The sequence below is a fragment of the Microcystis sp. M169S2 genome, assembly GCF_020245865.1.
Lineage (GTDB): Bacteria > Cyanobacteriota > Cyanobacteriia > Cyanobacteriales > Microcystaceae > Microcystis > Microcystis ichthyoblabe_A.
In genome coordinates this window covers 1-19544 of the sequence record NZ_JADBUB010000007.1, presented here as the reverse complement: position 1 = coordinate 19544, position 19544 = coordinate 1, and the positions used below count along the sequence as shown (strand labels likewise).

The following is a 19544-nucleotide window of genomic DNA, read 5'->3' as shown; positions in this document are numbered from 1 at the left end:
TATTCAGAAGCTCGTCGGGTTATTTCTATGGAGCAGATATTAATGGTTCCTTAAATATTGGAAGAAAGGTAGTCGGAGAGGCCGCCTTTAGCGGGAATCCGATAGAGAGGTTCGTAGTTAACCCAGTACGGGTGAAAGCGTACAAAGCTAATTCTAGATGCAATATTTGCGTACAGAATTAGTAACTATTACTGTTCACTAACAGGGGTATTCGTGAGAGAGGAAGGGTAAGGGGGTTAATTCTCCTGTTGCCTCGCCGATTTGCACTTTTAAACCCTCTCCTCCCGCTTTTGTTTTCACATAACCCAAGCCAAAATCCTCCAGCACACTGGTGAGTAAGCCGACTTTTTGCCCTTGTAAAATAATCGGGGTATTGCTGGGGACGGGGTGGCTGAGTTTTATGCCCCAAAGTCTTTGTTTTACGCCTTTATAGGTGTTGAGGCGGGCGATAGTTTCTTGACCAATATAACAACCTTTGTCAAAGACGATCGCTCGCCACAAACCGGCCTCTAAAGGGTTATAATCTTCGGTTAATTCTCGATCGACTGCCGGTCGGCCCTGATGGATTCTCAGGTATTCCCACACCTGCTCATCTGCGGGAGTAACGCCATTTTTTATTAAATTTTCCCAGAGGGGACCGGCTTCGGCGGCGGCAACGATTAAAGTATATCCGGGCAGATCTAAGCCGGTACCGACGGCCACTCTCAGGGGGGGGTCAGAAAGGAGATAATGACTATGCTGCACCCCCGTTAAAATCTGCTCTGGAATGGCGATTTTTTGCAGGTATTGCCCGCTTTTAGCACCGATTAGGGTGACAATGGCAAAATTATCGGTTAAGTCGCTAATTTCCACTTTATCGAAGGGGAAAATATAGCGATCGATCAATTCCAGTAAAAATTGACGACGTTGGGGAGAAACGAGGATGAGGAGGGAGTCATCGCCAGAGTAAACTGTGACAAAATCGAGAGTACGACCGGTAGAGTTAAGGAAAATTGTCTCACAACCCTGACCCGGTTTCAGGCGATCGATAGCGTTACTGGTTTGATTGTGGAGAAAACGCAGTCGGTCCTGGCCTTTTAATTCTAATAAACCCCAATCGGAGCGATCGATTAAAATTGTTTGGGATGCTAAATTTTGGGGATCATTGTGGTAATCTTTCAGAAAATTAGCGGCATACTCTGCCTTGATCGTTTCTAAATCTGCTTTCATGGAGGTAAATTAGCGAATAATCGGTTAATAATGCGCTCGGTTTTCGTTTCCAAACTCTGCCAATCTAGTTCACCGGTGGGGTCGAGGAGACTGGTATCGATGGTGACGCTCTCTCCTTCATCGGTGGGATAATCGAGAAAACAGACTTGAAAACAAAGTTCCCAAATATTTACAGTAACGGAGCGATCGAGATAAGTCAAACAGAGCAGATAACTGGGATAGGGATCTTGAATTTCTGTATAGGTTCCTTTCCAGAGGGAATTTTCTAACTGTTTACGCAGATTATCCAGCACCCGAATAAATGCCGGTTGCATTAATAATTGTGCCTGTTCCCAAGCGGTAATATCTTTAAATTTTGGATTCATCTAATCAGTTATCAGTTATCAGTGATCAGTTATCAGATTTGAGGATTAAGTGGGGGGATCCCCCCTGCCCCCTTGATAAGGGGGGATCTGACAATTTTTAACACCCACCTACTTATTAAGTGAGCAGTATTAAATAGACAAAGACATACATTTCAGCCATAGAACTATTTTGTTTCACTCTTGGGGATGTCTAATGGCATTAACAGTGCTGTTTTTTCACTGGTTACTGTTTACTGGTTACTGTTTACTGGTTACTGATAACTGATAACTGTTTACTGATAACTGATAACTGATTTAGGCTGTTACTAGGGTTGCTTCCTTAGCTGCCATCATTTTCATCAGGTCTAACATCCGGCAGGAATAACCCCACTCGTTATCGTACCAAGAGACCACCTTAAAGAAATTGGCATTAAGTTGAATGCCGGCTTTAGCATCAAAGATACTGGAACGGGGGTCAGTGATAAAGTCACTCGATACCACTTCCTCATCGGTATAACCGAGGATACCTTTCATCGAACCTTCGCTGGCGGCTTTCATAGCGGCGCAGATTTCCTCGTAACTGGTGGCTTTTTCGGTTTTAAAGGTTAAATCCACCGCCGAAACGTTGGGAGTTGGCACACGGAAGGCCATACCGGTTAATTTGCCTTTTAGGGAAGGAATAACTAGGGTTACTGCTTTGGCTGCTCCCGTGGAGGAGGGGATAATATTTTGACCAGCGCCGCGACCACCGCGCCAATCTTTTTTCGATGGACCATCCACGGTGGGTTGAGTGGCGGTCATCGAGTGTACCGTGGTCATTAATCCTTCCGCTAGTCCGAAGTTATCGTTAATAACTTTGGTGATCGGGGCTAAACAATTGGTGGTACAACTAGCGTTAGAGACGATCAGATCCTTAGCGGGATCGTACTCGCTGTCGTTAACGCCCAGTACAATAGTACGAATTTTGTCGGGATCTTTGGTGGGTGCGGAGATAACCACCCGTTTAGCCCCAGCTTCTAGGTGTTTTCCTGCTCCTTCGGCGGTGGTAAATAAACCGGTGGACTCGACCACATAATCGGCCCCGGTGGCACCCCAGGGCAGTTGAGCAGGGTCTTTAATCGAGTAACAGGGGATAAACTTACCATCCACGACGATGCCATCTTCTTTCGCTTCTACCGTACCCTGAAAACGTCCGTGGGTGGAGTCGTATTTGAGCAGATAGGCAATATTATCGGGGGGGACGAGATCATTTATACCAACAAACTCGAAATCAGGATTTTGGATACCCGCCCTAAAAACGAGGCGACCGATACGACCGAATCCGTTGATGGCGACTCTTACTTTTGTCATGAAAAAAACTCCTTTGCAGCTGCGATAAGCTTAGGCACGATCAAGAAAAAACAATCCGAGAATTGATTAGCCTGTAGAGAATCACTATATATGCTAATCAGCTTTTGTTGATCGCTAGATGAAGTATAGAAAGATTTTAAGTTTCAGTGCTTCAAAAGCTCTCCTGCAAAAATAAAAAATCTTTCGTTAGGTGAGAAGACAGGAGACAGGAGACAGGAGACAGGCTTCGGCCGTGAGCTCAGCCGAACGGAGACAGGAGACAAAAGATAACTATAATATCCATAAAATCTAAGATTATGTCAAATTTATCCGATTTTTTTAGATATTTTGACCTGATAGCGGCTCTAAAACTTACTTTTGCAGGAGGTCTAAAGATAAAAAATAATAAATTTGCTATCCTAGTAGTCCTCACCACCGGCATCGAGAAGGCCTAATTAGGCTCTTCCCGACAAAAAAGTTCTCAGAGAATTTATTGCTCTATAAGTTAAGAAGACATTAATTTTCCTTTAAAAGCCATTTAAAAACCCCGCCCGACTGACATAAATTCTCCTGGCCGGATTGGCAAAATATAGCTTATTTTAATAGTTTTTTGCGCCCCAAAAGGTTAGACTCTTGATTACAGTTTTAAAACTGACCGAGGGTTAACCCTCTCGATAATCTGGAGAAATTGTCTATCAACTCTCTTAATCTCATCCTTCATAGATATTGGAGAAATATTCATGGTATCCGCACCAGAAAGACCCTTAACAGAACAAAATCCCCTTTCTCAAGATGAACTCTACAAAACCCATGCCTATTGGCGCGCTTGTAACTATTTAGCTGTAGGTATGATTTATCTGCGCGATAATCCCCTGCTTAAAGAACATCTTAAACCCGAACACGTTAAGTATCGTTTACTTGGTCACTGGGGAGCAAGTCCGGCCTTAAGTTTTACCTACGTTCACCTCAACCGTTTAATCAAAAAATATGACCTCGATGTGATTTTTATGGCAGGTCCTGGCCATGGAGCGCCGGGGGTACTCGGTCCGGTTTATCTAGAAGGAACCTATTCGGAAATTTACCCCGATAAAAGTGAAGACGAGGAAGGATTACAAAAATTCTTTAAACAATTTTCTTTTCCCGGTCACATCGGCAGTCACGTCACCCCCGAAACCCCCGGTTCTATTCATGAGGGCGGCGAACTGGGTTATAGTGTTTCCCATGCCTACGGTTCTGTTTTTGACAATCCCGACCTCATTACGGCCGTGGTGGTGGGTGATGGGGAAGCTGAAACCGGTCCCCTTGCCACCGCATGGCACTCGAATAAATTCCTTAACCCGATTCGCGATGGTGCGGTACTGCCAATTTTAAACTTAAACGGTTATAAAATCGCTAATCCCACCATTCTCTCCCGTATTTCGACGCACGAGTTAGAAAGTCTCTTTGTCGGTTACGGTTACACTCCCTACATCGTCGAATGTAAGGAAGATGAAGACCTCATGCACTGCCATCAAAAAATGGCCGCTACCCTAGAACACTGTATCAATCAGATTCGCTCCTATCAACAGGAAGCTCGCAGCACGGGTATTGCTAAACGTTACCCCTGGCCGATGATTATCCTCCGGTCTCCCAAGGGTTGGACAGGTCCGAAAAAGGTTGATGGTCATAAAGTAGAAGGATTCTGGCGCGCTCACCAAGTCCCCATGGGGGCCATGCAGGAAAACCCCGAACACTTGAGAAAATTAGAGGAGTGGATGAAAAGCTATAACCCGGAGGAATTATTTGACTATACCACGGGTAAATTTAAGCCGGAATTTAAAGAACTCGCTCCTAGGGGTCATCGTCGCATGAGTGCTAATCCGCACGCTAACGGCGGATTGCTGCGGAAAGACCTAAAAATGCCCGATTTTCGTCAGTATGCCGTAGATGTCACCCACCCGGGCCAAGTGGAAGCAGAAAACACGGGAGTGATGGGGGTATTTTTGCGGGATGTAATGCGAAATAATATGACTAATTTTCGCGTTTTTGGTCCCGATGAAACTGCTTCTAATCGTTTAGCGGCTCTCTATGAAGTGACTAAAAAAGCTTGGTTAGCTGATACCTATCCAGAGGATTTAGATGGTAGTCAATTATCTGCCGATGGTCGGGTGATGGAGATGCTGAGTGAACATACTTTAGTCGGTTGGTTAGAGGGTTATTTATTATCCGGTCGTCACGGTTTATTTCACTCCTACGAGGCTTTTGCTCATGTTATTGATTCCATGTTCAACCAACACGCTAAATGGCTCGATATCTGCAAAAATCATGTGCCTTGGCGCGCTTCTGTTTCCTCTTGGAATCTGTTATTATCCTCGGTGGTTTGGCGGCAGGATCACAATGGTTTTAGTCACCAAGACCCCGGTTTTATCGATTTAGTAACCAATAAAAGTGCCGACGTGGTGCGGGTTTATCTTCCCCCCGATGGGAATTGTTTATTAAGTGTGGCTAATCACTGTCTCAAGAGCAAGGATTACACTAATATTATCGTTGCTGATAAACAGAAACACCTGCAATACTTGACTATCGAGGAAGCAATTAAACACTGCACCAAAGGTATCGGTATTTGGGATTGGGCAAGTAACGATGATGATGGAACTAATCCCGATGAACCAGATGTAATTATGGCTTGCTGTGGGGATATTATCACTAAAGAATCTTTAGCAGCAACGGCAATTCTGCGGGAGGAATTCCCTTACTTAAAAGTTCGCTTTATCAACGTGGTTGATCTGTTTAAATTACAGTCTGAAAGTGAACACCCCCACGGTTTATCGGAACGGGATTTTGATAGTTTATTTACCCCTGATAAGCCAATTATTTTTAATTTCCACGGTTATCCTTGGCTGATTCATAAACTTACCTACCGTCGCAGTAATCAGGAACGTATTCATGTGCGCGGTTACAAAGAAGAAGGGAATATTAATACTCCCCTAGAATTAGCGATTCGTAACCAAGTTGATCGTTTTCATTTAGTAATAGATGTGATTGATCGCGTGCCGAAATTAGGTTCTGCTGCCGGTCATGTGAAAGAACGGATGAAAAATGCTATTATCGATAATCTCGATTATGCTTTTACCAATGGCATCGATAAGGACGAGATTACTAACTGGAAATGGCCCTATTAATTAGGCTAGAAAGTGGTTTAGGTGATGATAATTTATTAGTTTATCGATAAATTTCATCTTCCTATTCCACCTAAATAAAATATTCTTGATTTTCTACAGGGTGAGAGTATCTCAAAAGCTGTTGACAATTGGACAATCAGGTGAAAGATTTTGAGAGAATCTTCGTTCAAAACCTTGCGTCTTCATCGGCCCGCGTCCTGTAGGGGCGAAGCATTCGGACAATAACCTATCGGTGAAAAGGTAGATTTTCTATCCGAATGCTTCGCCCGTACTTATTCAGCAAACCCTAATTAGATTTAATTTACTGATCCAATTAAAATCATCAATATTGCGAGTTACAATTGTTAAATTATAAACGAAAGCTGTTCCCGCAATAATGGCATCTCCTAAGGACATCTTTCTGATTTGTTTTAAAGTTACTGCTTGGTTAATTACAGGTTGAGAGATGGGTAAAATTTGAGAAGCATTAAAAAATTCTTCAAAATAGACTTTATCCTGATGAGTTAACCGATGGTAGCCTAAAACTTCCAGATAGGATAAAGCAGATACATAAGGAGAATTTTCTGCAATAAACTCCCGGAGAAACTCATTTTCCAATTGAGCGGCATAGATAATAATATTACTATCTAATAACATGATTTAATCCCGATCAGGAAGAGAGCGATCGCACCGATTTTGTTGTTGCCACTGTTGGGTATCAACATCAGTAAAAGTATTATTATTAGCAATTTTTTTCAAAGCATTGGCCATTTTTTGACCGTTAGATCGATTTTCACCAATAATATTTTCTTCTAGTAAGGTAATATAAACATTAACAGGATATTCGGAGTTGATTTCAGGGGTTTCATCAAGCCATTGAAGGGTATTATTTTTCAAAATTGCTTTAAAGGTTTTTACCATAGTTTTCTCCGCCGTTAAATGATACAGGATAAATGATTCAGACTAGCCCTAACCCAATTTTAACACAAGACCAACCCAACAAACTCCCCTGAACTCAATATTTTAAATTAACGTCTTTGGATCATTTCATAATCAAAAGTTCATTACCAGAGCGAAAAATTACGCAAAATGGTGATAGTCACTTTACCTGTTTTTAAGGCAGGCTAATTTATCGACGATGACTGGGTGAAAATTAATCATTAAATCAATTTATAACAAGCAATCGAGGGTTTTACTCTTGTGTTAATGTAACTTAAAAAACTAGCTTTAGCTTTATTTTAGCTCTTGGAAATAAAATTAAGATAAAGTGTACTAGAATAGATAATTTCTTCGTTTGAAAAAACGCATTCAATCATCTATTTTAATAAATGTTCTATTTCTTCATCTGTAAAACCAAATTGTCTAAAAATTCGTAAAACATAAGCAGGGGACATTTCTTTTGCACCTATATCGATAGGAACGATTCGACGTTGATTATACAATACTCTACAATATAAACGATGATCACCTTTTCCTTCTCGATAAAATTGACAGCCTCCTTTTTCAAGAATTTTGATTAGTGCTTTGGGTTTAAGAGAAGGAATATTTTTAGGCATAAACTTTTCTGAGTTCGTAAGTTTCGGGAGTTTCAGAATCTCCCACAGTTAAAAATTCATGAAGTTCGTCTATAGGAATAGGACTGGTATATATATTGGCTTGATCACGATAAATCTCCCAAAAAGATTCAATCGCTTCTTTTAGTTTCTCAATAGCTTTTTCCTGAGTTTCTCCTTGTCCAACTAATCCATTTTCAAGACATAATGAAACCCAATAGTCTGCACTTTTTCTCAGAATAACGGTATAAAAGTTCATGGTGATTGTTCCGTTGAAATTTTAATCGGGGATTAGAATTTACTCCAGTTTAATTTTAACACAAGACCAACCCAACAAACTGCCTTGCCTCAATCTTTTAAATTAACGTCTTTGGATCATTTCATCAATAGACAATAAATAAGGCGCATTATAATTTGTTAATGCACCCGATCAGAAAAGCGATCACTTAGGATAATATATGATTATGCAATTACTAAAACTGACTCGGTAGAATTATCGCTAAATCTCTTAATAGCTTGTTTATGTTTTAAAATAAGACTGATTAGATGATAAGTGGTACAATTTCCAATCCTCAACCAGATGAACTTTGGAGGTTGGCCATACAACAAACTCCGTTGATAAAAATCAGCATCTTTCGAGACAATTATAAATCCATTGATACGCGCATATTCCCAAATCCTTTGATCGGGAAACCCTTTTAGGCTACAATCTCTAACATGAGCGCTATCGGGAAAATGTGATACCAGTAACAGAGGTAGTTTAGGTGATAAGTTTTCGTCAAATAGCAGTTTCATAGGGAATAACCATTAAACGACGATCCCGCTCGGCGGCAAATGCAAAACAGGCTTGTATATCTTCTAAGGTAAGATCGGGGAAATCATCTAATATTTCTTCAATAGTCATCCCTCCTCCTAGATAATCAAAAATATCTGCTACTGCAATACGAGTATTGACAATGCAAGGTTTGCCACTGCGAATGTCTGGGTTAATCACAATCCGATCTCGATATTTAGCTGCAAAAGACATAGTAATAATTGTTGTTGACTAATGATTATTATAGCTTAATGTTAATTGTACTTTAAGCTTGATAAATCTTAAAACCAAAGCCCTCGACTTTTAGGTTTCAAAAATTCTATTATCAATAAGCTGCATTACACTACCTTAATCCACTCTAAAAGAGCGGCGATCGCACTGATGTTGCCTTACTGGGAAAAAATGGTATAATAACAAGGATTGATTGATCTTATTGGCAAGTAATTATGTCATCTTTAGTTATCTCACAACATATTGAAATCACTTCTGGTATCTGTGGCGGAAAACCTCGTATTGCTGGACATCGAATTAAAGTTCAAGATATTGTAATTTGGCATGAAAGAATGGGAATGTCACCAGATGAAATTATTTATCACCATCCTACTATTACCCTAGCAGATGTTTATGCGGCCTTGACCTATTACCATGACAATCGAGAAGAAATTAGACGACAAATTGAAGCAGGAGAAACTTTTGCTAAACAACTACAAGGAAACAAACCATCTTTAATTGAGAAAATATTACAGGGTGAAAATGCCAGTCAAGATTAAATTTCATCTGGATGAAAGTGTTAGTAATGCTATTGCAAACGGCTTGAGAATGCGGGGAGTTGATGTCACAACATCCCCAGAAGAGGGTCTAATTGGTGCATCTGATGAAAGACAACTAGCTTATGCTTTGTCCCAACAACGAGTCATTTTTACTTTTGATGATGATTTTCTTAGTTTGGCCTCTACAGGTATTGAACATTGTGGCATTATTTACACTCGCCAACAACGTCAGCCAATTGGAAAAATTATCAGTGATTTAGTCTTAATTTGGGAATGTTTAGAACCTCAATATATGTATAAAAAGATTGAGTTTTTGTAAAGATTAGACACAATAATAAATAAGGCGCATTATGCTTTGTTAATGCAGCCGACAAAATAAGCGTGCTGCTACGCAGTGCCTTCAGTATCACACTCAGTCTCCAAAAATGCTCTCAAATATCTCACGCTTGACTCTAAAGTTAATTTCTCTAAGTCTTTGATAAAAACTCTCCAAATTTTCAATTTCTATCTTTCCTTCTTTGAGAAGTTTACGAATAATCGCTAAAGTTCCTTTAACATTTAAGCCTAAGCGTAGTGCTTCTTTTCTTGCTGCAAAGTCATCAAGGATGATATAATCAGTTTGTAATTCTATTCCTAAAGTAATGGCATCAGATTCACCTTTCCCTAAACGTTCATTTAAACTATTTGCTAGAGAGATTAATTTAATATTTAGGATAATTAATTTCTGTTGATTGATCAGCTTATTAAGAGTCTCTGAAGATTGATCTTGTTTGGCATTAATTTCTTGTTGTACGGTTGCAGGCAAATAAAAATTATCATTAGAATCTAGGGATTTTTCTAAAAATCCTAACTGAGACAAAAAGATTAAAGGGGAAGAATTGAAAACAATTTTCATAGAGATTACCATTTTTTTTCTCTATCTATGTCTTCTGTAGTAAGATAAGAAAAATCGATTCCCATTAATTCTAAAATTTTCAAGAACATTTCTGTATCCATTTCCATGATTTCTGCGGCTTTATGAAGACTGATGATGCGAGAAACTAAAGCACCCACCACAAAAATAAATTGTTCTTTTTGTTCAATATTATCAAATAATTGTATTTCGGCGGCAATTTCTTGAAAAGTAATCGAAGTATTCATTGTCTTGCTAAGTTTCATCAATTAAGACATATCTAACTTAATTTTAACGCAAAATCAACCCAACAAACTGCCCTTATCTCAATCTTTTAAATTATAGACAACAAATAAGGCGCATTATACTCTGTTAATGCACCCGATAAAAAAGCGATCGCACTAATAAAGATATTCCTCTTTATCAGTTTCAATGACACAATTAGAAGTAGGATAAGCAACACAAAGCAATACATAACCATCGTCTATTTGATCATCATCTAAGAAAGATTGATCTGATTGATCTACACTACCAGAAACTAACCTACCAGATCGGCGCTCGCACTTATTTATGCAAGTGAGTAATTATACTTATGCCGAAAACTGTTTTCTAGCAAGGCTTTCAAAATAGCTTGACATAAAAACCTGATTTAGGGGTTACAAAGGTGAGATGCTCCCCATTTGCGTTCGAGCTAGATGATTTGCCGTTTAGACAAATAAGTTTTGTACTACAAAATTTGCTGAAGTCAATGCTAAACCTCGACTGAGTGTAGCAAATTGTGTTTGAGCAATACTTCCTGATCCGTCTGGATCGAAGAATAGCGCACCAGTAGAACTATTATAAATAAAACGTTGAGAGGAAGTATTTGCCATACTACCAATTCTAAACAAACTACTAGAAATTGAACCAAGAGATAATCCGAAGTTAACATTACGAACAGAGATTTTGTCATCAAAGACAGAAAAATCAGTAATTTGATCAATTCCATCACTGAGAGATGAAAAGTAAAAACTATCACGTCCAATCCCACCAGTTAATGTATCCGGTCCTGTTCCTCCAACCAGTAAGTCATTGCCTGATCCTCCATTCAGATAATCATTACCAGTGCCTCCATACAGACTGTCATTTCCATCGTCTCCATATAATCTGTCATTACCATCGCCGCCTCGAACATCATCATTACCCGAGCCTCCATAAATTTCGTCATTGCCTCCATTACCGACAAGATAATCATCACCGCCGTATCCAAAGATGTAATCATCATCTGAATAACCAGCAAGAAAATTGTTCAAATTGTTGCCAAAAAGAAAAGCCATTTTTAATTCCTCAAAAATTTAGTAGATTTGTTGCATTTGACTAGAACTTGAAATAAAGACATCCGTCTATATTCCACTGCTAATTGCGTAAGTTAGAGCGATCGCCGATCTTGCAGGTTGGGTTAAGGATCATGACGATTTTTGCCTTAGCTTCTGATTTTTTAGAATCGAGCGCATATTTGTCTGAAACGAACTTCGTCATAAAATACCTACGTTAAACTGAAACATAAGCAATAATACTTAGAACTAGCGTCGCTGAGTTAGATATGGTTAGTTTTAGGTCTGTTTTGCTTAACTACATTCCATCATGTCAAACGCTTTCAAAAAGTGACAACCCCTAAACATCGGATTTTATCGGGAGTTTTGTCGGGTAAATTTTTCTGAAAATTGGAAAAAGTGGGATTTAGTTGGGCTATAATACCCAAAAGTCTTTTGCTGTGTCGATTGTATGAATATCACGGAAGTCTTACAACTGATTGACGAACGCCTTATTGAGCGAGATAAAAAGCCGCTAAATACTATCCAGAAGGCTATTTTTGAAGGGAGTTGGCAAGGACAGAGTTATCAAGAAATAGGTAACGAATATCACCGCAGTGAGAGTCATATTAGAGAGGAAGGTGCTAAATTATGGAAGCTTTTATCAGAGGTTTTAGAAAAAGATATAAAAAAATCTACTTCCCGTTCTGTCTTAGAAAGAGTTTACATTAAATCTTCAGAAAATTCTTGTGTAATTTATAATGTCAATAGTAATCATAACCAATTCTGTCCTACAGAAAATACAAGATTGTATAACGAAAATGACTTAAATAGTAATAATAACTCTCAATCTGAATCAATCTATCATGATCTAACCCTTGCTCCCCAAATTATTGATTTTTACGATCGAGAAAATGAACTGGCAACAATCTCGAACTGGGTGTTTAAGCAAAATACTCGCTTAATTGCTGTTTTGGGATTATGGGGAATAGGAAAAACCACCCTAGTTAAAAGATTTATTGATCTCAATTTAGAACAATTTGAAGTGGTGATTTGGAAAAGTTTAAAATTTCCTAAGTCTTTAGATTTATGGCTAAATGATTTATTGAATACTTGCCAAAAAGAACCGAAAGAAAGCACCGATAATAAAATCCAGCAATTGTTAGAAGTTCTAAGCAATCATAAATGTTTAATCGTCTTAGATGATTTTCAAAATCTTTTTGCTGTTGGTCAAATGGCGGGTAATTATCAACCTGAATATAGTAGTTATCAACATTTTTTAAAACTGATTGCAGAAATCCAACACCAGAGCCATTTTATTCTCATTAGTCAAGAAAAATCGGCGGAAATGAACTATCTTAATCAAGAAAATTCTCCTATTCAATGCTTAGAATTATCAGGATTTGAAGCGATTGATTTTCTTGAAAATAAAGGTTTACAAGATGGGGAAAGATGGTTAGAATTAATTCAATTATACGAAGGTAATCCTTTTTATTTAACCGATATTGCCGTTTTGATTAAAGATGTTTTTGATGGCAAGGTTAACGATTTCTTGGCAGAAAATAGCTTAGTTATTACAAAAAAAATGCAGTCTCATTTAAAACAAATTTTTGGTCGCTGTTCTCCCCTTGCCCAACAAATCGCCTTAGAATTAAGTAAAGTTGATCAACCTTTATCTAGAGAGGAGTTAAAAAATAACCTAGATTTATCTGCTAGTGATTTAATCAATGGTTTACAATCCTTGCAACAACGTTATTTAATTCAAAGGGAGCAAAACCGATTTCAATTATCATCTATTTTTAAAGCGTATATCAAAAGTGATTGATTGTAATATTTCTTAGAGGAGATCGAGTCTGAAAAAGAACCCTTCCAACCTCTTAAACTGATTGGTAACAATTAGAGGCAATCAGCGATATTGATAGCGATGTGTGAGATTATTCTTGAGATAATAAATGGCTGGTTATAATTAAATTAAAAATGGATTTTAGGTTTGATCCCCCCTGCCCCCCTTGATAAGGGGGGTGCCGGTAGGCGGGGGGATCTCCCTTAATAAGGGGGGTTTGATCCCCCCTGCCCCCCTTGATAAGGGGGGTGCCGGTAGGCGGGGGGATCTCCCTTGATAAGGGGGGTGCCGATCCCCCCTGCCCCTCTTGATAAGGGGGGTGCCGGTAGGCGGGGGGATCTCCCTTGATAAGGGGGGCATCTGATAATTTTTAACGCCTACCTACTTATAAAGTCGATGTCTGATAACTGATAATTGATCGCTGAATTTAACTTCTTAAAGAAACTTGGAACTGTTTAACTAAAGCTTCTCGCACTTTTGTCATTAAGGGTTCCACCTCTTCATCGGTTAAAGTTCGATCGCTGGCACGATAGACTAAACTAAAGGCCAAACTACAATGATTTTCTGGTACATTCTGCCCCTGATAGCGATCAAATAATTCGACTTTTTCTAAAAGAGTTCCCCCAGCATTTTTGATAGTTTTTGTCAATCTATCTACGGGTATATCTGTGGAAACAAAGAAGGCGATATCTCGCGCCGCCCCCGGATAGGTAGAATAGACCTGTAAACGCGGGGTAATTTTGGCACTATCGCTAAGAGTTGCTAACAGGATCGGGAACTGGATTTCAAAGGCATAAACTGCCTCAATTAATCCCTTTTGCTGACGCAATTGCGGGTGTAGTTGACCAAAAATTCCTAGTCGTTGTTTACCAATCCATAAAGATGCTGTTCGTCCGGGATGAAAACGCGCATCTTCGGCATCTTTTTCGTAGCTTACTGTCAGCGAAAGGCGATCGAATACTGCTTCTAAAATGCCTTTTGCTTCATACCAAGTCATGGCCACCTCTTTACCCGATCGCAGCCAACGTCCGGCCGGGAAGAAATCACCGCCAAAAATACCGGCAATTGCATCGTATTCGTTGATATTATCCGATTCTAAGCGGAAAACTCGCCCGATCTCGAAGCCATTTAAGGAACCGTTACCCTGAGACTGATTATACTCAAACGCTTCGATTAAACCGTCTAGGAGATTAGTCCGCAAAGCAGAATACTCGACAAAAAGGGGATTAGCGAGGACAACTTCCGCTAATTCTGGTTTAACTAGGGAATATTGGACTAATTCCGTCAAACCGACTGCGCGAAAAGCTTCCCGCAGCCGACGCTGTATAGTTTCCTCAAAGGATAATCCTCCGGCTGCGGTTTTTGCCGGCAAAGTATCGACAAAGCGATCATATCCGTACAGTCGCGCTACTTCTTCAATTAAGTCAATTTCTCGTTCTAAATCCCGATAACGGTAGTCTGGCACTGTCACAGTCCACAGAACAGGATTTTTCGAGGTTAACTGCAATTCACAGCCTAAATTGCCTAAAATCCGTTCCACATCTTCGGCGAGAATTTCACCGATCGCACCGTTATCTAGGGTAACTTGACCCAGTAGTTGCTGCAAACGTTCTAAACGCAATTCGATCGAACCACTGGACTGATCGGCGCGATAATCAGCTTTAACCTGACTGCTGACAGTTCCCCCAGCTAACTCTAGAATCAAATCGATCGCCCTTTGACAAGCATATTCCAAAGCGGCGGGATTAACACCGCGTTCATAGCGTCCAGAAGATTCGCTGCGTAAACCCTGCGCTTTTGAGGAACGACGGATAGCGATCGGATCGAATAAAGCCGACTCTAGCACAAGATTAACGGTTTCCTCGTTAACTTCCGTATCTTGACCTCCCATCACCCCCGCTAAAGCTACCGGCTTATTATTGGCAGTAATTAATAAATTAAGCTCTTTTAAGCTTCTTTCCTGACCATCAAGAGTAATAATTTTTTCCCCTTCCTCGGCAAAACGGACCCCAATAGTAACGGATTTACCTCCGGCAAAACTTTGTAAACGATCGCGATCGAAAGCGTGTAAGGGTTGTCCCCACTCCAAAAGTACATAATTAGTAATATCGACCACATTATTGATCGATCGCAGTCCGGCTGCCTGTAAACGCTGTTGCAACCATAGCGGAGATGGGCCAATTTTTACCCCCTCGATCACCGTACCAATATAAGCAGGACAGGCTGTATTTTCTGATATTTCCAGCGTTAAATCTTTTTTAGGGGAAAATTCACCTAATTTCACTTTTGGTAGGCTTAATTCTCCTCCTGTCAAAGCCGCCACTTCTCGCGCAACTCCGATCATACTCAAAGCATCGGCACGGTTAGCGGTGGGAGAAATATCTAAAATCACCTCATCGAGTCCTAAAAGGGGACGAACATCTGTACCTAAAGGGAGATTTTCCTGACTAAAAATGTGGATTCCTTCAGAATCCTTAGTTAATCCTAATTCTGCGAGGGAACAGATCATCCCTTCCGATTTTACCCCGCGCAATTTAGCCGGTTTAATCGTTAAATTGATTTTTGGTAAATGAGTTCCCAAAGTAGCCACAGGAACTAGAATATCAGCCCTAGCATTGGGCGCACCACAGACAATTGTACTAGGGTTTTCCTGACCGATATCCACCTGACAGACACTTAATTTATCCGCATTGGGATGGGGTTGGCGATCGATAATTTTACCAATAACCACACCCTTTGCCCATTCTCGGCGATCCTCGATCTCTTCCACTTCTATTCCCGCAATTGTCAATAATTCGGCTAATTCTTGGGGAGATTGGGCTATTTTGACTAATTCTCGTAACCAGTTGATCGAAATCCGCATCGTTAATTCTTGCTTGCCGTTGGTTCTTAACTATTGTAAACCGTGGGTAGTCAATGATTTAGAGATTAGGGCCGATCGGCTGTTAAAATATTAGGGGCAAGATGGAAGGCCTGTGTAAATAACCGCTCATTTTCCTTGGCCAAGGGTGATATTATCTTTGAACAGATTACCGATAATTTGGGGAGATAATCAGTAGTTAGCTATCTATATCAAAAAGGATTATTGATGCCACACGATCAAATAGAAAACCTACTCAAGGGAATTTTGAGACAATACCAAAGTTCTTTTAGTGACAAAATCTATGGAGAAGAAAATGATGATTATGATTCGCTTATGAGGGTATTTGGAATTACTCCTAGTTTAAAAAGGGAAAATCGCCAGTATTGGGGCAGGGAACTAGGAATGTGTTGGCAACGTCTGGTGACAGAAGTTTTTAAGGCTAATTGTTTAGATTATCAACCGGCTTTAAAGATTGCAGATGATCAACCTTGTGACTGCATTTTAGGTAGAGATGCCATTGATACTAAATATAGAATTGGTTCGGGAGATTCTGGTACACTTAAAAAGTTTAAACAGTATGGAAAACTATTACAGGAAAGAGGACTTAGACCTATTTTACTGATTGTGCGAGAGGATAACTTACCAGCAGCGATTAAAGCTTGTCATCTGAGTGGCTGGACTGTTTTGCAGAGCCAACAAAGTTTTGATTATATACTTGAGCGCAGTGGGTTCGATTTGCTGAAAGCTTTTGATAAATTTTCTGAAACACAGGAGTTTTATATTGCCCGATGAATATCTCAAAAAGATGGCAACTTCTGCACGGTGATTGTAGAGAACTTCTCACTTTACTAGAAGAATCTAGTATATCTTGTGTGATCACAGATCCACCCTATAATTATGAGTTCATTGGCAGAAATTGGGATCATGATGAAATCCAAAGACGCAGAGAACGCATTCAAAACAGTTCCACACTGGTAAAAAATATTCCCTATGGAAGTGGGTTAGCTGGTGGGGTTCGCAATGAGCGTTGGTATCAACGCAATCGCGAAAATGTGGTCAATTATATTGAATGGGCAACAGATTGGTCAAAGGAACTAATGCGTGTTTGTAAAAGGGGGGCTGTTGTCGCTGTTTTTAGTAGCACAAGAACACTAGCTCATATTCAGATTGCTCTTGAAAATGCCGGTTTTTATGCTAGAGATGTGCTGGTTTATAGACGACATTCAGGCATTCCCAAAGGATTAAATATTGAGAAAAAACTTGACAAAATTGGTGACACTAATGCTCAACAATGGCAAGGTTGGCATACTTGCTTGAGAAATGAATGGGAAGCTATAGTTATTGTGCAGAAGCCTCTAAAAAACAATTATATTGAAACTATACAAATGACTGGATTAGGTCCCTTCAAAGCTATACTAAGTGACGGCTCTTTTCAATCCAATATTTTAGAGGGCTTTTCTAAAGGACGGGATGAAAATTTTGATGAGCATTGTACGATTAAACCTTTATCATTGATTAGAAAACTGCTCGAGTTATTTCTACCACAGGATAACAGTCATATAGTTCTCGATCCTTTTGCCGGAACGGGTACAACTTTAATTGCCGCTCTAGAATTAGGTTATCAGACTATTGGTATTGAAATTGAAGATCAGTATATTGATATCATTCAACAACGTTTGGGGGAATATTTTGGCAAGATCGGACAAGAATTTGAGGTATTTGATTAGTCAATCAAAAAGTTAACAATAACAACCGCTAGGGTAGAAAATCGGCTCGACAATAAATCCCTCGGAGAATTAAGGAGAGTTAGTCAAGCTTTCGATCAGAACATCATTCTTAATAACTCTTATCTTAAAGTACACACAGACAGAACACTTCTGGGAAAATTATCCCCATCTCCCCTAAAAACAAGCTATCCTAAAGATTGCCATACCGTTGCGATTCTATCCGTGCCTTACTATTCCCAATATCCCGACGCTTTCACTCCCAGTTATCTGAGCGAACTACAAGGACAGATTCTCGCTTGTCCCCACTTCACAGTTAACAATTTAAATCGAGATTTCGTTAAAACCAAAGGCTTTTCTATCGCTTTTCGACGCACACAAATCAGCGAAGTCGAACGAATGTTTCCCTATTTTAAACCCTATCTCGATCGCAGTTTACAAGCTGACTGCAACGCTTTTTATCTTAACCCCTTACTCCTACAAACCGGTTCACGCGTCGATCCCCATATCGATCGCTCCCTGCGCTCCTATTGTAAAACAATCGATCCCCCGCTCCTAGTTAGCGTCCTTTATGTGCAGGTTCCTAAAGATATTCAAGGGGGGGAACTGGTACTAGCAACAGGCAATCGTTCCGTGGCCCAGATTCGTCCTTGTACTAACACCCTGATCCTCTTTCAAGGAGATCTCACCCATTCAGTTAATCCCGTTAGCTGTTCTGGTATTCGTCTGAGTCTTGTCTGCGAACAATATCGTTTAGATGCCGAAGAATTGCGAGATATTCCCGAAATGCAGATAGAATCGCGAACCATAAAACCAGAAAAGAAAAAAAAGAAAGATCGGGTCGTTGCCCTACAATAAAAGGGCATTTTTGTAAAGATATTCTAGATGGTGATGCGCGAACCGATCGTCGAATTAAGGGGAGTGACCAAAGCTTTCGGCAAGAAAGTAATCTTAAATAACGTCGATCTGAAAGTGTACGAAGGGGAAGCGATCGGCGTGATCGGTCCATCCGGGACGGGAAAATCGACCATTTTACGCTTAGTCGCCGGATTACTGGCCCCCGATCGGGGAGAAGTGTACATCTACGGCACAAAACGGCAGAGAACCGTAGAACAGGGGGAAGATCCCCTCGGTGTTGGTCTAGTTTTCCAGCAATCGGCCCTTTTTGACTCCCTCACCGTCGGGGAAAATGTCGGTTTTGCTCTCTATCGCCACTCAAAGCTAAAACGAGCCGAAATTCGCGATTTAGTGGAAGAAAAACTCGATTTAGTGGGTATGTCTGGTTCCTACGACCTCTATCCAGCTGAAATATCCGGAGGGATGCGAAAACGGGTCAGTTTAGCCAGAGCAATTATCAGCGATCCCTCGATCGCCGCCGATCGATCGAACATTCTCCTTTACGATGAACCCACTGCCGGACTGGATCCCGTCGCTTCTACCCGCATCCAGACGGTAATTATGGAACTTCTCAAAGTAAAAAAAGCCTGTGGGGCCCATCTCATTGTCACCCACGTCCACAGCACCATCGAAAATACCACCGATCGCATCGTTTTTCTCTATAAAGGTCAATTTCAATGGGTTGGACCGACTCAAGAGGCTTATCACTCCGAAATCCCCGTACTCAAGCAATTTTTTACCGGCAGTATCGATGGACCAATTCAGTGATCAGTCAATTGAGGGAAGTGGGGTGATGGGATGTGGGGTGTGGGGTGTGGGGTGTGGGGTGTGGGGTGATGGGATGTGGGGTGTGGGGTGTGGGGTGTGGGGTGTG

General features: G+C 40.4%; 22 protein-coding genes and 2 pseudogenes. 9 read left to right on the top strand and 15 right to left on the bottom strand.

The features are described 5' to 3' along the window. Nucleotides 1-182, top strand: a pseudogene (locus tag IM485_RS00800) (RNA-guided endonuclease InsQ/TnpB family protein); the annotation flags it as partial. A gap of 16 nt (nt 183-198) precedes the next feature. Here IM485_RS00800 and ygfZ read toward each other — a convergent pair. The 3 genes from ygfZ to gap all read right to left on the bottom strand — a co-directional run bounded on the left by ygfZ (nt 199) and on the right by gap (nt 2903). After that, on the bottom strand, nt 199-1209 hold the full coding sequence (gene ygfZ / locus IM485_RS00795; protein ID WP_287740565.1) for a CAF17-like 4Fe-4S cluster assembly/insertion protein YgfZ: 1011 nt from the start codon (nt 1207-1209) through the stop codon (nt 199-201). Continuing rightward, entirely contained in the window at nt 1206-1574 is a 369-nt protein-coding gene (locus tag IM485_RS00790) for a hypothetical protein (protein WP_002783021.1), read from the bottom strand. Before IM485_RS00790 ends, ygfZ begins: the two co-directional genes overlap by 4 nt. Before the next feature lie 294 nt (nt 1575-1868). Continuing rightward, complete coding sequence (gap, locus tag IM485_RS00785; protein ID WP_287740561.1) at nt 1869-2903, bottom strand: type I glyceraldehyde-3-phosphate dehydrogenase; 1035 nt, start codon at nt 2901-2903, stop codon at nt 1869-1871. Nucleotides 2904-3622: 719 nt separating this feature from the next. On the opposite strand from gap, the gene IM485_RS00780 reads away from it, so the two are divergent. Beyond that, a complete protein-coding gene (locus IM485_RS00780) occupies nt 3623-6043 on the top strand; it encodes a phosphoketolase family protein (protein ID WP_287740558.1) in 2421 nt (806 codons plus the stop codon). Between the two features lie 276 nt (nt 6044-6319). Here the strand turns inward: IM485_RS00780 and IM485_RS00775 are convergent, their stop codons facing one another. The 6 genes from IM485_RS00775 to IM485_RS00750 all read right to left on the bottom strand — a co-directional run bounded on the left by IM485_RS00775 (nt 6320) and on the right by IM485_RS00750 (nt 8602). Beyond that, nucleotides 6320-6679, bottom strand: coding sequence for a type II toxin-antitoxin system VapC family toxin (locus IM485_RS00775; protein ID WP_002802882.1), 360 nt, complete (start codon nt 6677-6679; stop codon nt 6320-6322). A gap of 3 nt (nt 6680-6682) precedes the next feature. Further along, a complete protein-coding gene (locus tag IM485_RS00770; RefSeq protein ID WP_002757302.1) occupies nt 6683-6943 on the bottom strand; it encodes a hypothetical protein in 261 nt (86 codons plus the stop codon). A 395-nt stretch (nt 6944-7338) separates the two neighbouring features. Further along, the gene (locus IM485_RS00765) at nt 7339-7578 is read right to left on the bottom strand and encodes a type II toxin-antitoxin system HicA family toxin (RefSeq protein WP_002798208.1); all 240 of its coding nucleotides are present in this window, start codon (nt 7576-7578) and stop codon (nt 7339-7341) included. Continuing rightward, nucleotides 7571-7834: a type II toxin-antitoxin system HicB family antitoxin gene (locus IM485_RS00760; RefSeq protein WP_194033219.1), complete on the bottom strand. Its 264-nt coding sequence runs from the start codon at nt 7832-7834 to the stop codon at nt 7571-7573. The genes IM485_RS00765 and IM485_RS00760 overlap by 8 nt, the downstream gene beginning before the upstream one ends. Before the next feature lie 203 nt (nt 7835-8037). Beyond that, nucleotides 8038-8370, bottom strand: coding sequence for a DUF5615 family PIN-like protein (locus tag IM485_RS00755; RefSeq protein WP_012266357.1), 333 nt, complete (start codon nt 8368-8370; stop codon nt 8038-8040). After that, nucleotides 8354-8602: a DUF433 domain-containing protein gene (locus tag IM485_RS00750; RefSeq protein ID WP_002735373.1), complete on the bottom strand. Its 249-nt coding sequence runs from the start codon at nt 8600-8602 to the stop codon at nt 8354-8356. Before IM485_RS00750 ends, IM485_RS00755 begins: the two co-directional genes overlap by 17 nt. A gap of 233 nt (nt 8603-8835) precedes the next feature. Here IM485_RS00750 and IM485_RS00745 point away from each other — a divergent pair, with 233 nt between their 5' ends. Then, nucleotides 8836-9159, top strand: a complete 324-nt coding sequence (locus tag IM485_RS00745) for a DUF433 domain-containing protein (RefSeq protein ID WP_002790887.1) — start codon at nt 8836-8838, stop codon at nt 9157-9159. Then, nucleotides 9143-9478 (top strand): DUF5615 family PIN-like protein, encoded by a 336-nt coding sequence (locus IM485_RS00740; RefSeq protein ID WP_002790889.1) that lies wholly within the window; start codon nt 9143-9145, stop codon nt 9476-9478. The genes IM485_RS00745 and IM485_RS00740 overlap by 17 nt, the downstream gene beginning before the upstream one ends. A 93-nt stretch (nt 9479-9571) precedes the next feature. Here IM485_RS00740 and IM485_RS00735 read toward each other — a convergent pair whose 3' ends face one another. From IM485_RS00735 to IM485_RS00715, 5 genes and pseudogenes are all read right to left on the bottom strand, one after another. Further along, nucleotides 9572-10054, bottom strand: coding sequence for a PIN domain-containing protein (locus tag IM485_RS00735; protein WP_287740553.1), 483 nt, complete (start codon nt 10052-10054; stop codon nt 9572-9574). Between the two features lie 5 nt (nt 10055-10059). Further along, nucleotides 10060-10299 (bottom strand): UPF0175 family protein, encoded by a 240-nt coding sequence (locus IM485_RS00730; protein WP_002754053.1) that lies wholly within the window; start codon nt 10297-10299, stop codon nt 10060-10062. Nucleotides 10300-10452: 153 nt separating this feature from the next. Beyond that, nucleotides 10453-10593 (bottom strand): annotated as a pseudogene (locus IM485_RS00725) (2Fe-2S iron-sulfur cluster-binding protein); the annotation flags it as partial. A gap of 165 nt (nt 10594-10758) precedes the next feature. Beyond that, complete coding sequence (locus tag IM485_RS00720) at nt 10759-11367, bottom strand: calcium-binding protein (RefSeq protein ID WP_287740551.1); 609 nt, start codon at nt 11365-11367, stop codon at nt 10759-10761. A gap of 79 nt (nt 11368-11446) precedes the next feature. After that, nucleotides 11447-11569, bottom strand: coding sequence for a hypothetical protein (locus tag IM485_RS00715; RefSeq protein WP_287740549.1), 123 nt, complete (start codon nt 11567-11569; stop codon nt 11447-11449). A 246-nt stretch (nt 11570-11815) separates the two neighbouring features. On the opposite strand from IM485_RS00715, the gene IM485_RS00710 reads away from it, so the two are divergent. Further along, nucleotides 11816-13168 (top strand): helix-turn-helix domain-containing protein, encoded by a 1353-nt coding sequence (locus IM485_RS00710; protein ID WP_287740546.1) that lies wholly within the window; start codon nt 11816-11818, stop codon nt 13166-13168. 445 nt (nt 13169-13613) lie between these two features. Here IM485_RS00710 and pheT read toward each other — a convergent pair whose 3' ends face one another. After that, nucleotides 13614-16049 (bottom strand): phenylalanine--tRNA ligase subunit beta, encoded by a 2436-nt coding sequence (gene pheT / locus IM485_RS00705; protein ID WP_287740544.1) that lies wholly within the window; start codon nt 16047-16049, stop codon nt 13614-13616. Nucleotides 16050-16274: 225 nt separating this feature from the next. Here pheT and IM485_RS00700 point away from each other — a divergent pair, with 225 nt between their 5' ends. The 4 genes from IM485_RS00700 (at nt 16275) to IM485_RS00685 (ending at nt 19438) form a co-directional block, all read left to right on the top strand. Continuing rightward, on the top strand, nt 16275-16841 hold the full coding sequence (locus tag IM485_RS00700) for a restriction endonuclease (RefSeq protein WP_287740541.1): 567 nt from the start codon (nt 16275-16277) through the stop codon (nt 16839-16841). Beyond that, nucleotides 16838-17776 carry a DNA-methyltransferase gene (locus IM485_RS00695; protein WP_002737308.1) on the top strand — a complete coding sequence of 313 codons (939 nt, stop codon included), beginning with the start codon at nt 16838-16840 and terminating at the stop codon, nt 17774-17776. The genes IM485_RS00700 and IM485_RS00695 overlap by 4 nt, the downstream gene beginning before the upstream one ends. Nucleotides 17777-17998: 222 nt before the next feature. After that, nucleotides 17999-18631, top strand: coding sequence for a 2OG-Fe(II) oxygenase (locus IM485_RS00690; protein ID WP_287740538.1), 633 nt, complete (start codon nt 17999-18001; stop codon nt 18629-18631). Nucleotides 18632-18658: 27 nt separating this feature from the next. Then, nucleotides 18659-19438, top strand: coding sequence for an ABC transporter ATP-binding protein (locus tag IM485_RS00685; protein WP_287740535.1), 780 nt, complete (start codon nt 18659-18661; stop codon nt 19436-19438). Nucleotides 19439-19544 lie beyond the last annotated feature (106 nt).

What these genes read in the sequence shown, in the direction of transcription:
- IM485_RS00755 (WP_012266357.1), bottom strand. Translation starts at nt 8,370, where the DNA reads ATGAAACTGCTATTTGACGAAAACTTATCACCTAAACTACCTCTGTTA.
- IM485_RS00750 (WP_002735373.1), bottom strand. Translation starts at nt 8,602, where the DNA reads ATGTCTTTTGCAGCTAAATATCGAGATCGGATTGTGATTAACCCAGAC.
- IM485_RS00780 (WP_287740558.1), top strand. Translation starts at nt 3,623, where the DNA reads ATGGTATCCGCACCAGAAAGACCCTTAACAGAACAAAATCCCCTTTCT.
- IM485_RS00770 (WP_002757302.1), bottom strand. Translation starts at nt 6,943, where the DNA reads ATGGTAAAAACCTTTAAAGCAATTTTGAAAAATAATACCCTTCAATGG.
- gap (WP_287740561.1), bottom strand. Translation starts at nt 2,903, where the DNA reads ATGACAAAAGTAAGAGTCGCCATCAACGGATTCGGTCGTATCGGTCGC.
- IM485_RS00745 (WP_002790887.1), top strand. Translation starts at nt 8,836, where the DNA reads ATGTCATCTTTAGTTATCTCACAACATATTGAAATCACTTCTGGTATC.
- IM485_RS00715 (WP_287740549.1), bottom strand. Translation starts at nt 11,569, where the DNA reads ATGACGAAGTTCGTTTCAGACAAATATGCGCTCGATTCTAAAAAATCA.
- pheT (WP_287740544.1), bottom strand. Translation starts at nt 16,049, where the DNA reads ATGCGGATTTCGATCAACTGGTTACGAGAATTAGTCAAAATAGCCCAA.
- IM485_RS00730 (WP_002754053.1), bottom strand. Translation starts at nt 10,299, where the DNA reads ATGAATACTTCGATTACTTTTCAAGAAATTGCCGCCGAAATACAATTA.
- IM485_RS00710 (WP_287740546.1), top strand. Translation starts at nt 11,816, where the DNA reads ATGAATATCACGGAAGTCTTACAACTGATTGACGAACGCCTTATTGAG.
- IM485_RS00775 (WP_002802882.1), bottom strand. Translation starts at nt 6,679, where the DNA reads ATGTTATTAGATAGTAATATTATTATCTATGCCGCTCAATTGGAAAAT.
- ygfZ (WP_287740565.1), bottom strand. Translation starts at nt 1,209, where the DNA reads ATGAAAGCAGATTTAGAAACGATCAAGGCAGAGTATGCCGCTAATTTT.
- IM485_RS00700 (WP_287740541.1), top strand. Translation starts at nt 16,275, where the DNA reads ATGCCACACGATCAAATAGAAAACCTACTCAAGGGAATTTTGAGACAA.
- IM485_RS00735 (WP_287740553.1), bottom strand. Translation starts at nt 10,054, where the DNA reads ATGAAAATTGTTTTCAATTCTTCCCCTTTAATCTTTTTGTCTCAGTTA.
- IM485_RS00760 (WP_194033219.1), bottom strand. Translation starts at nt 7,834, where the DNA reads ATGAACTTTTATACCGTTATTCTGAGAAAAAGTGCAGACTATTGGGTT.
- IM485_RS00685 (WP_287740535.1), top strand. Translation starts at nt 18,659, where the DNA reads ATGGTGATGCGCGAACCGATCGTCGAATTAAGGGGAGTGACCAAAGCT.
- IM485_RS00790 (WP_002783021.1), bottom strand. Translation starts at nt 1,574, where the DNA reads ATGAATCCAAAATTTAAAGATATTACCGCTTGGGAACAGGCACAATTA.
- IM485_RS00695 (WP_002737308.1), top strand. Translation starts at nt 16,838, where the DNA reads ATGAATATCTCAAAAAGATGGCAACTTCTGCACGGTGATTGTAGAGAA.
- IM485_RS00765 (WP_002798208.1), bottom strand. Translation starts at nt 7,578, where the DNA reads ATGCCTAAAAATATTCCTTCTCTTAAACCCAAAGCACTAATCAAAATT.
- IM485_RS00720 (WP_287740551.1), bottom strand. Translation starts at nt 11,367, where the DNA reads ATGGCTTTTCTTTTTGGCAACAATTTGAACAATTTTCTTGCTGGTTAT.
- IM485_RS00740 (WP_002790889.1), top strand. Translation starts at nt 9,143, where the DNA reads ATGCCAGTCAAGATTAAATTTCATCTGGATGAAAGTGTTAGTAATGCT.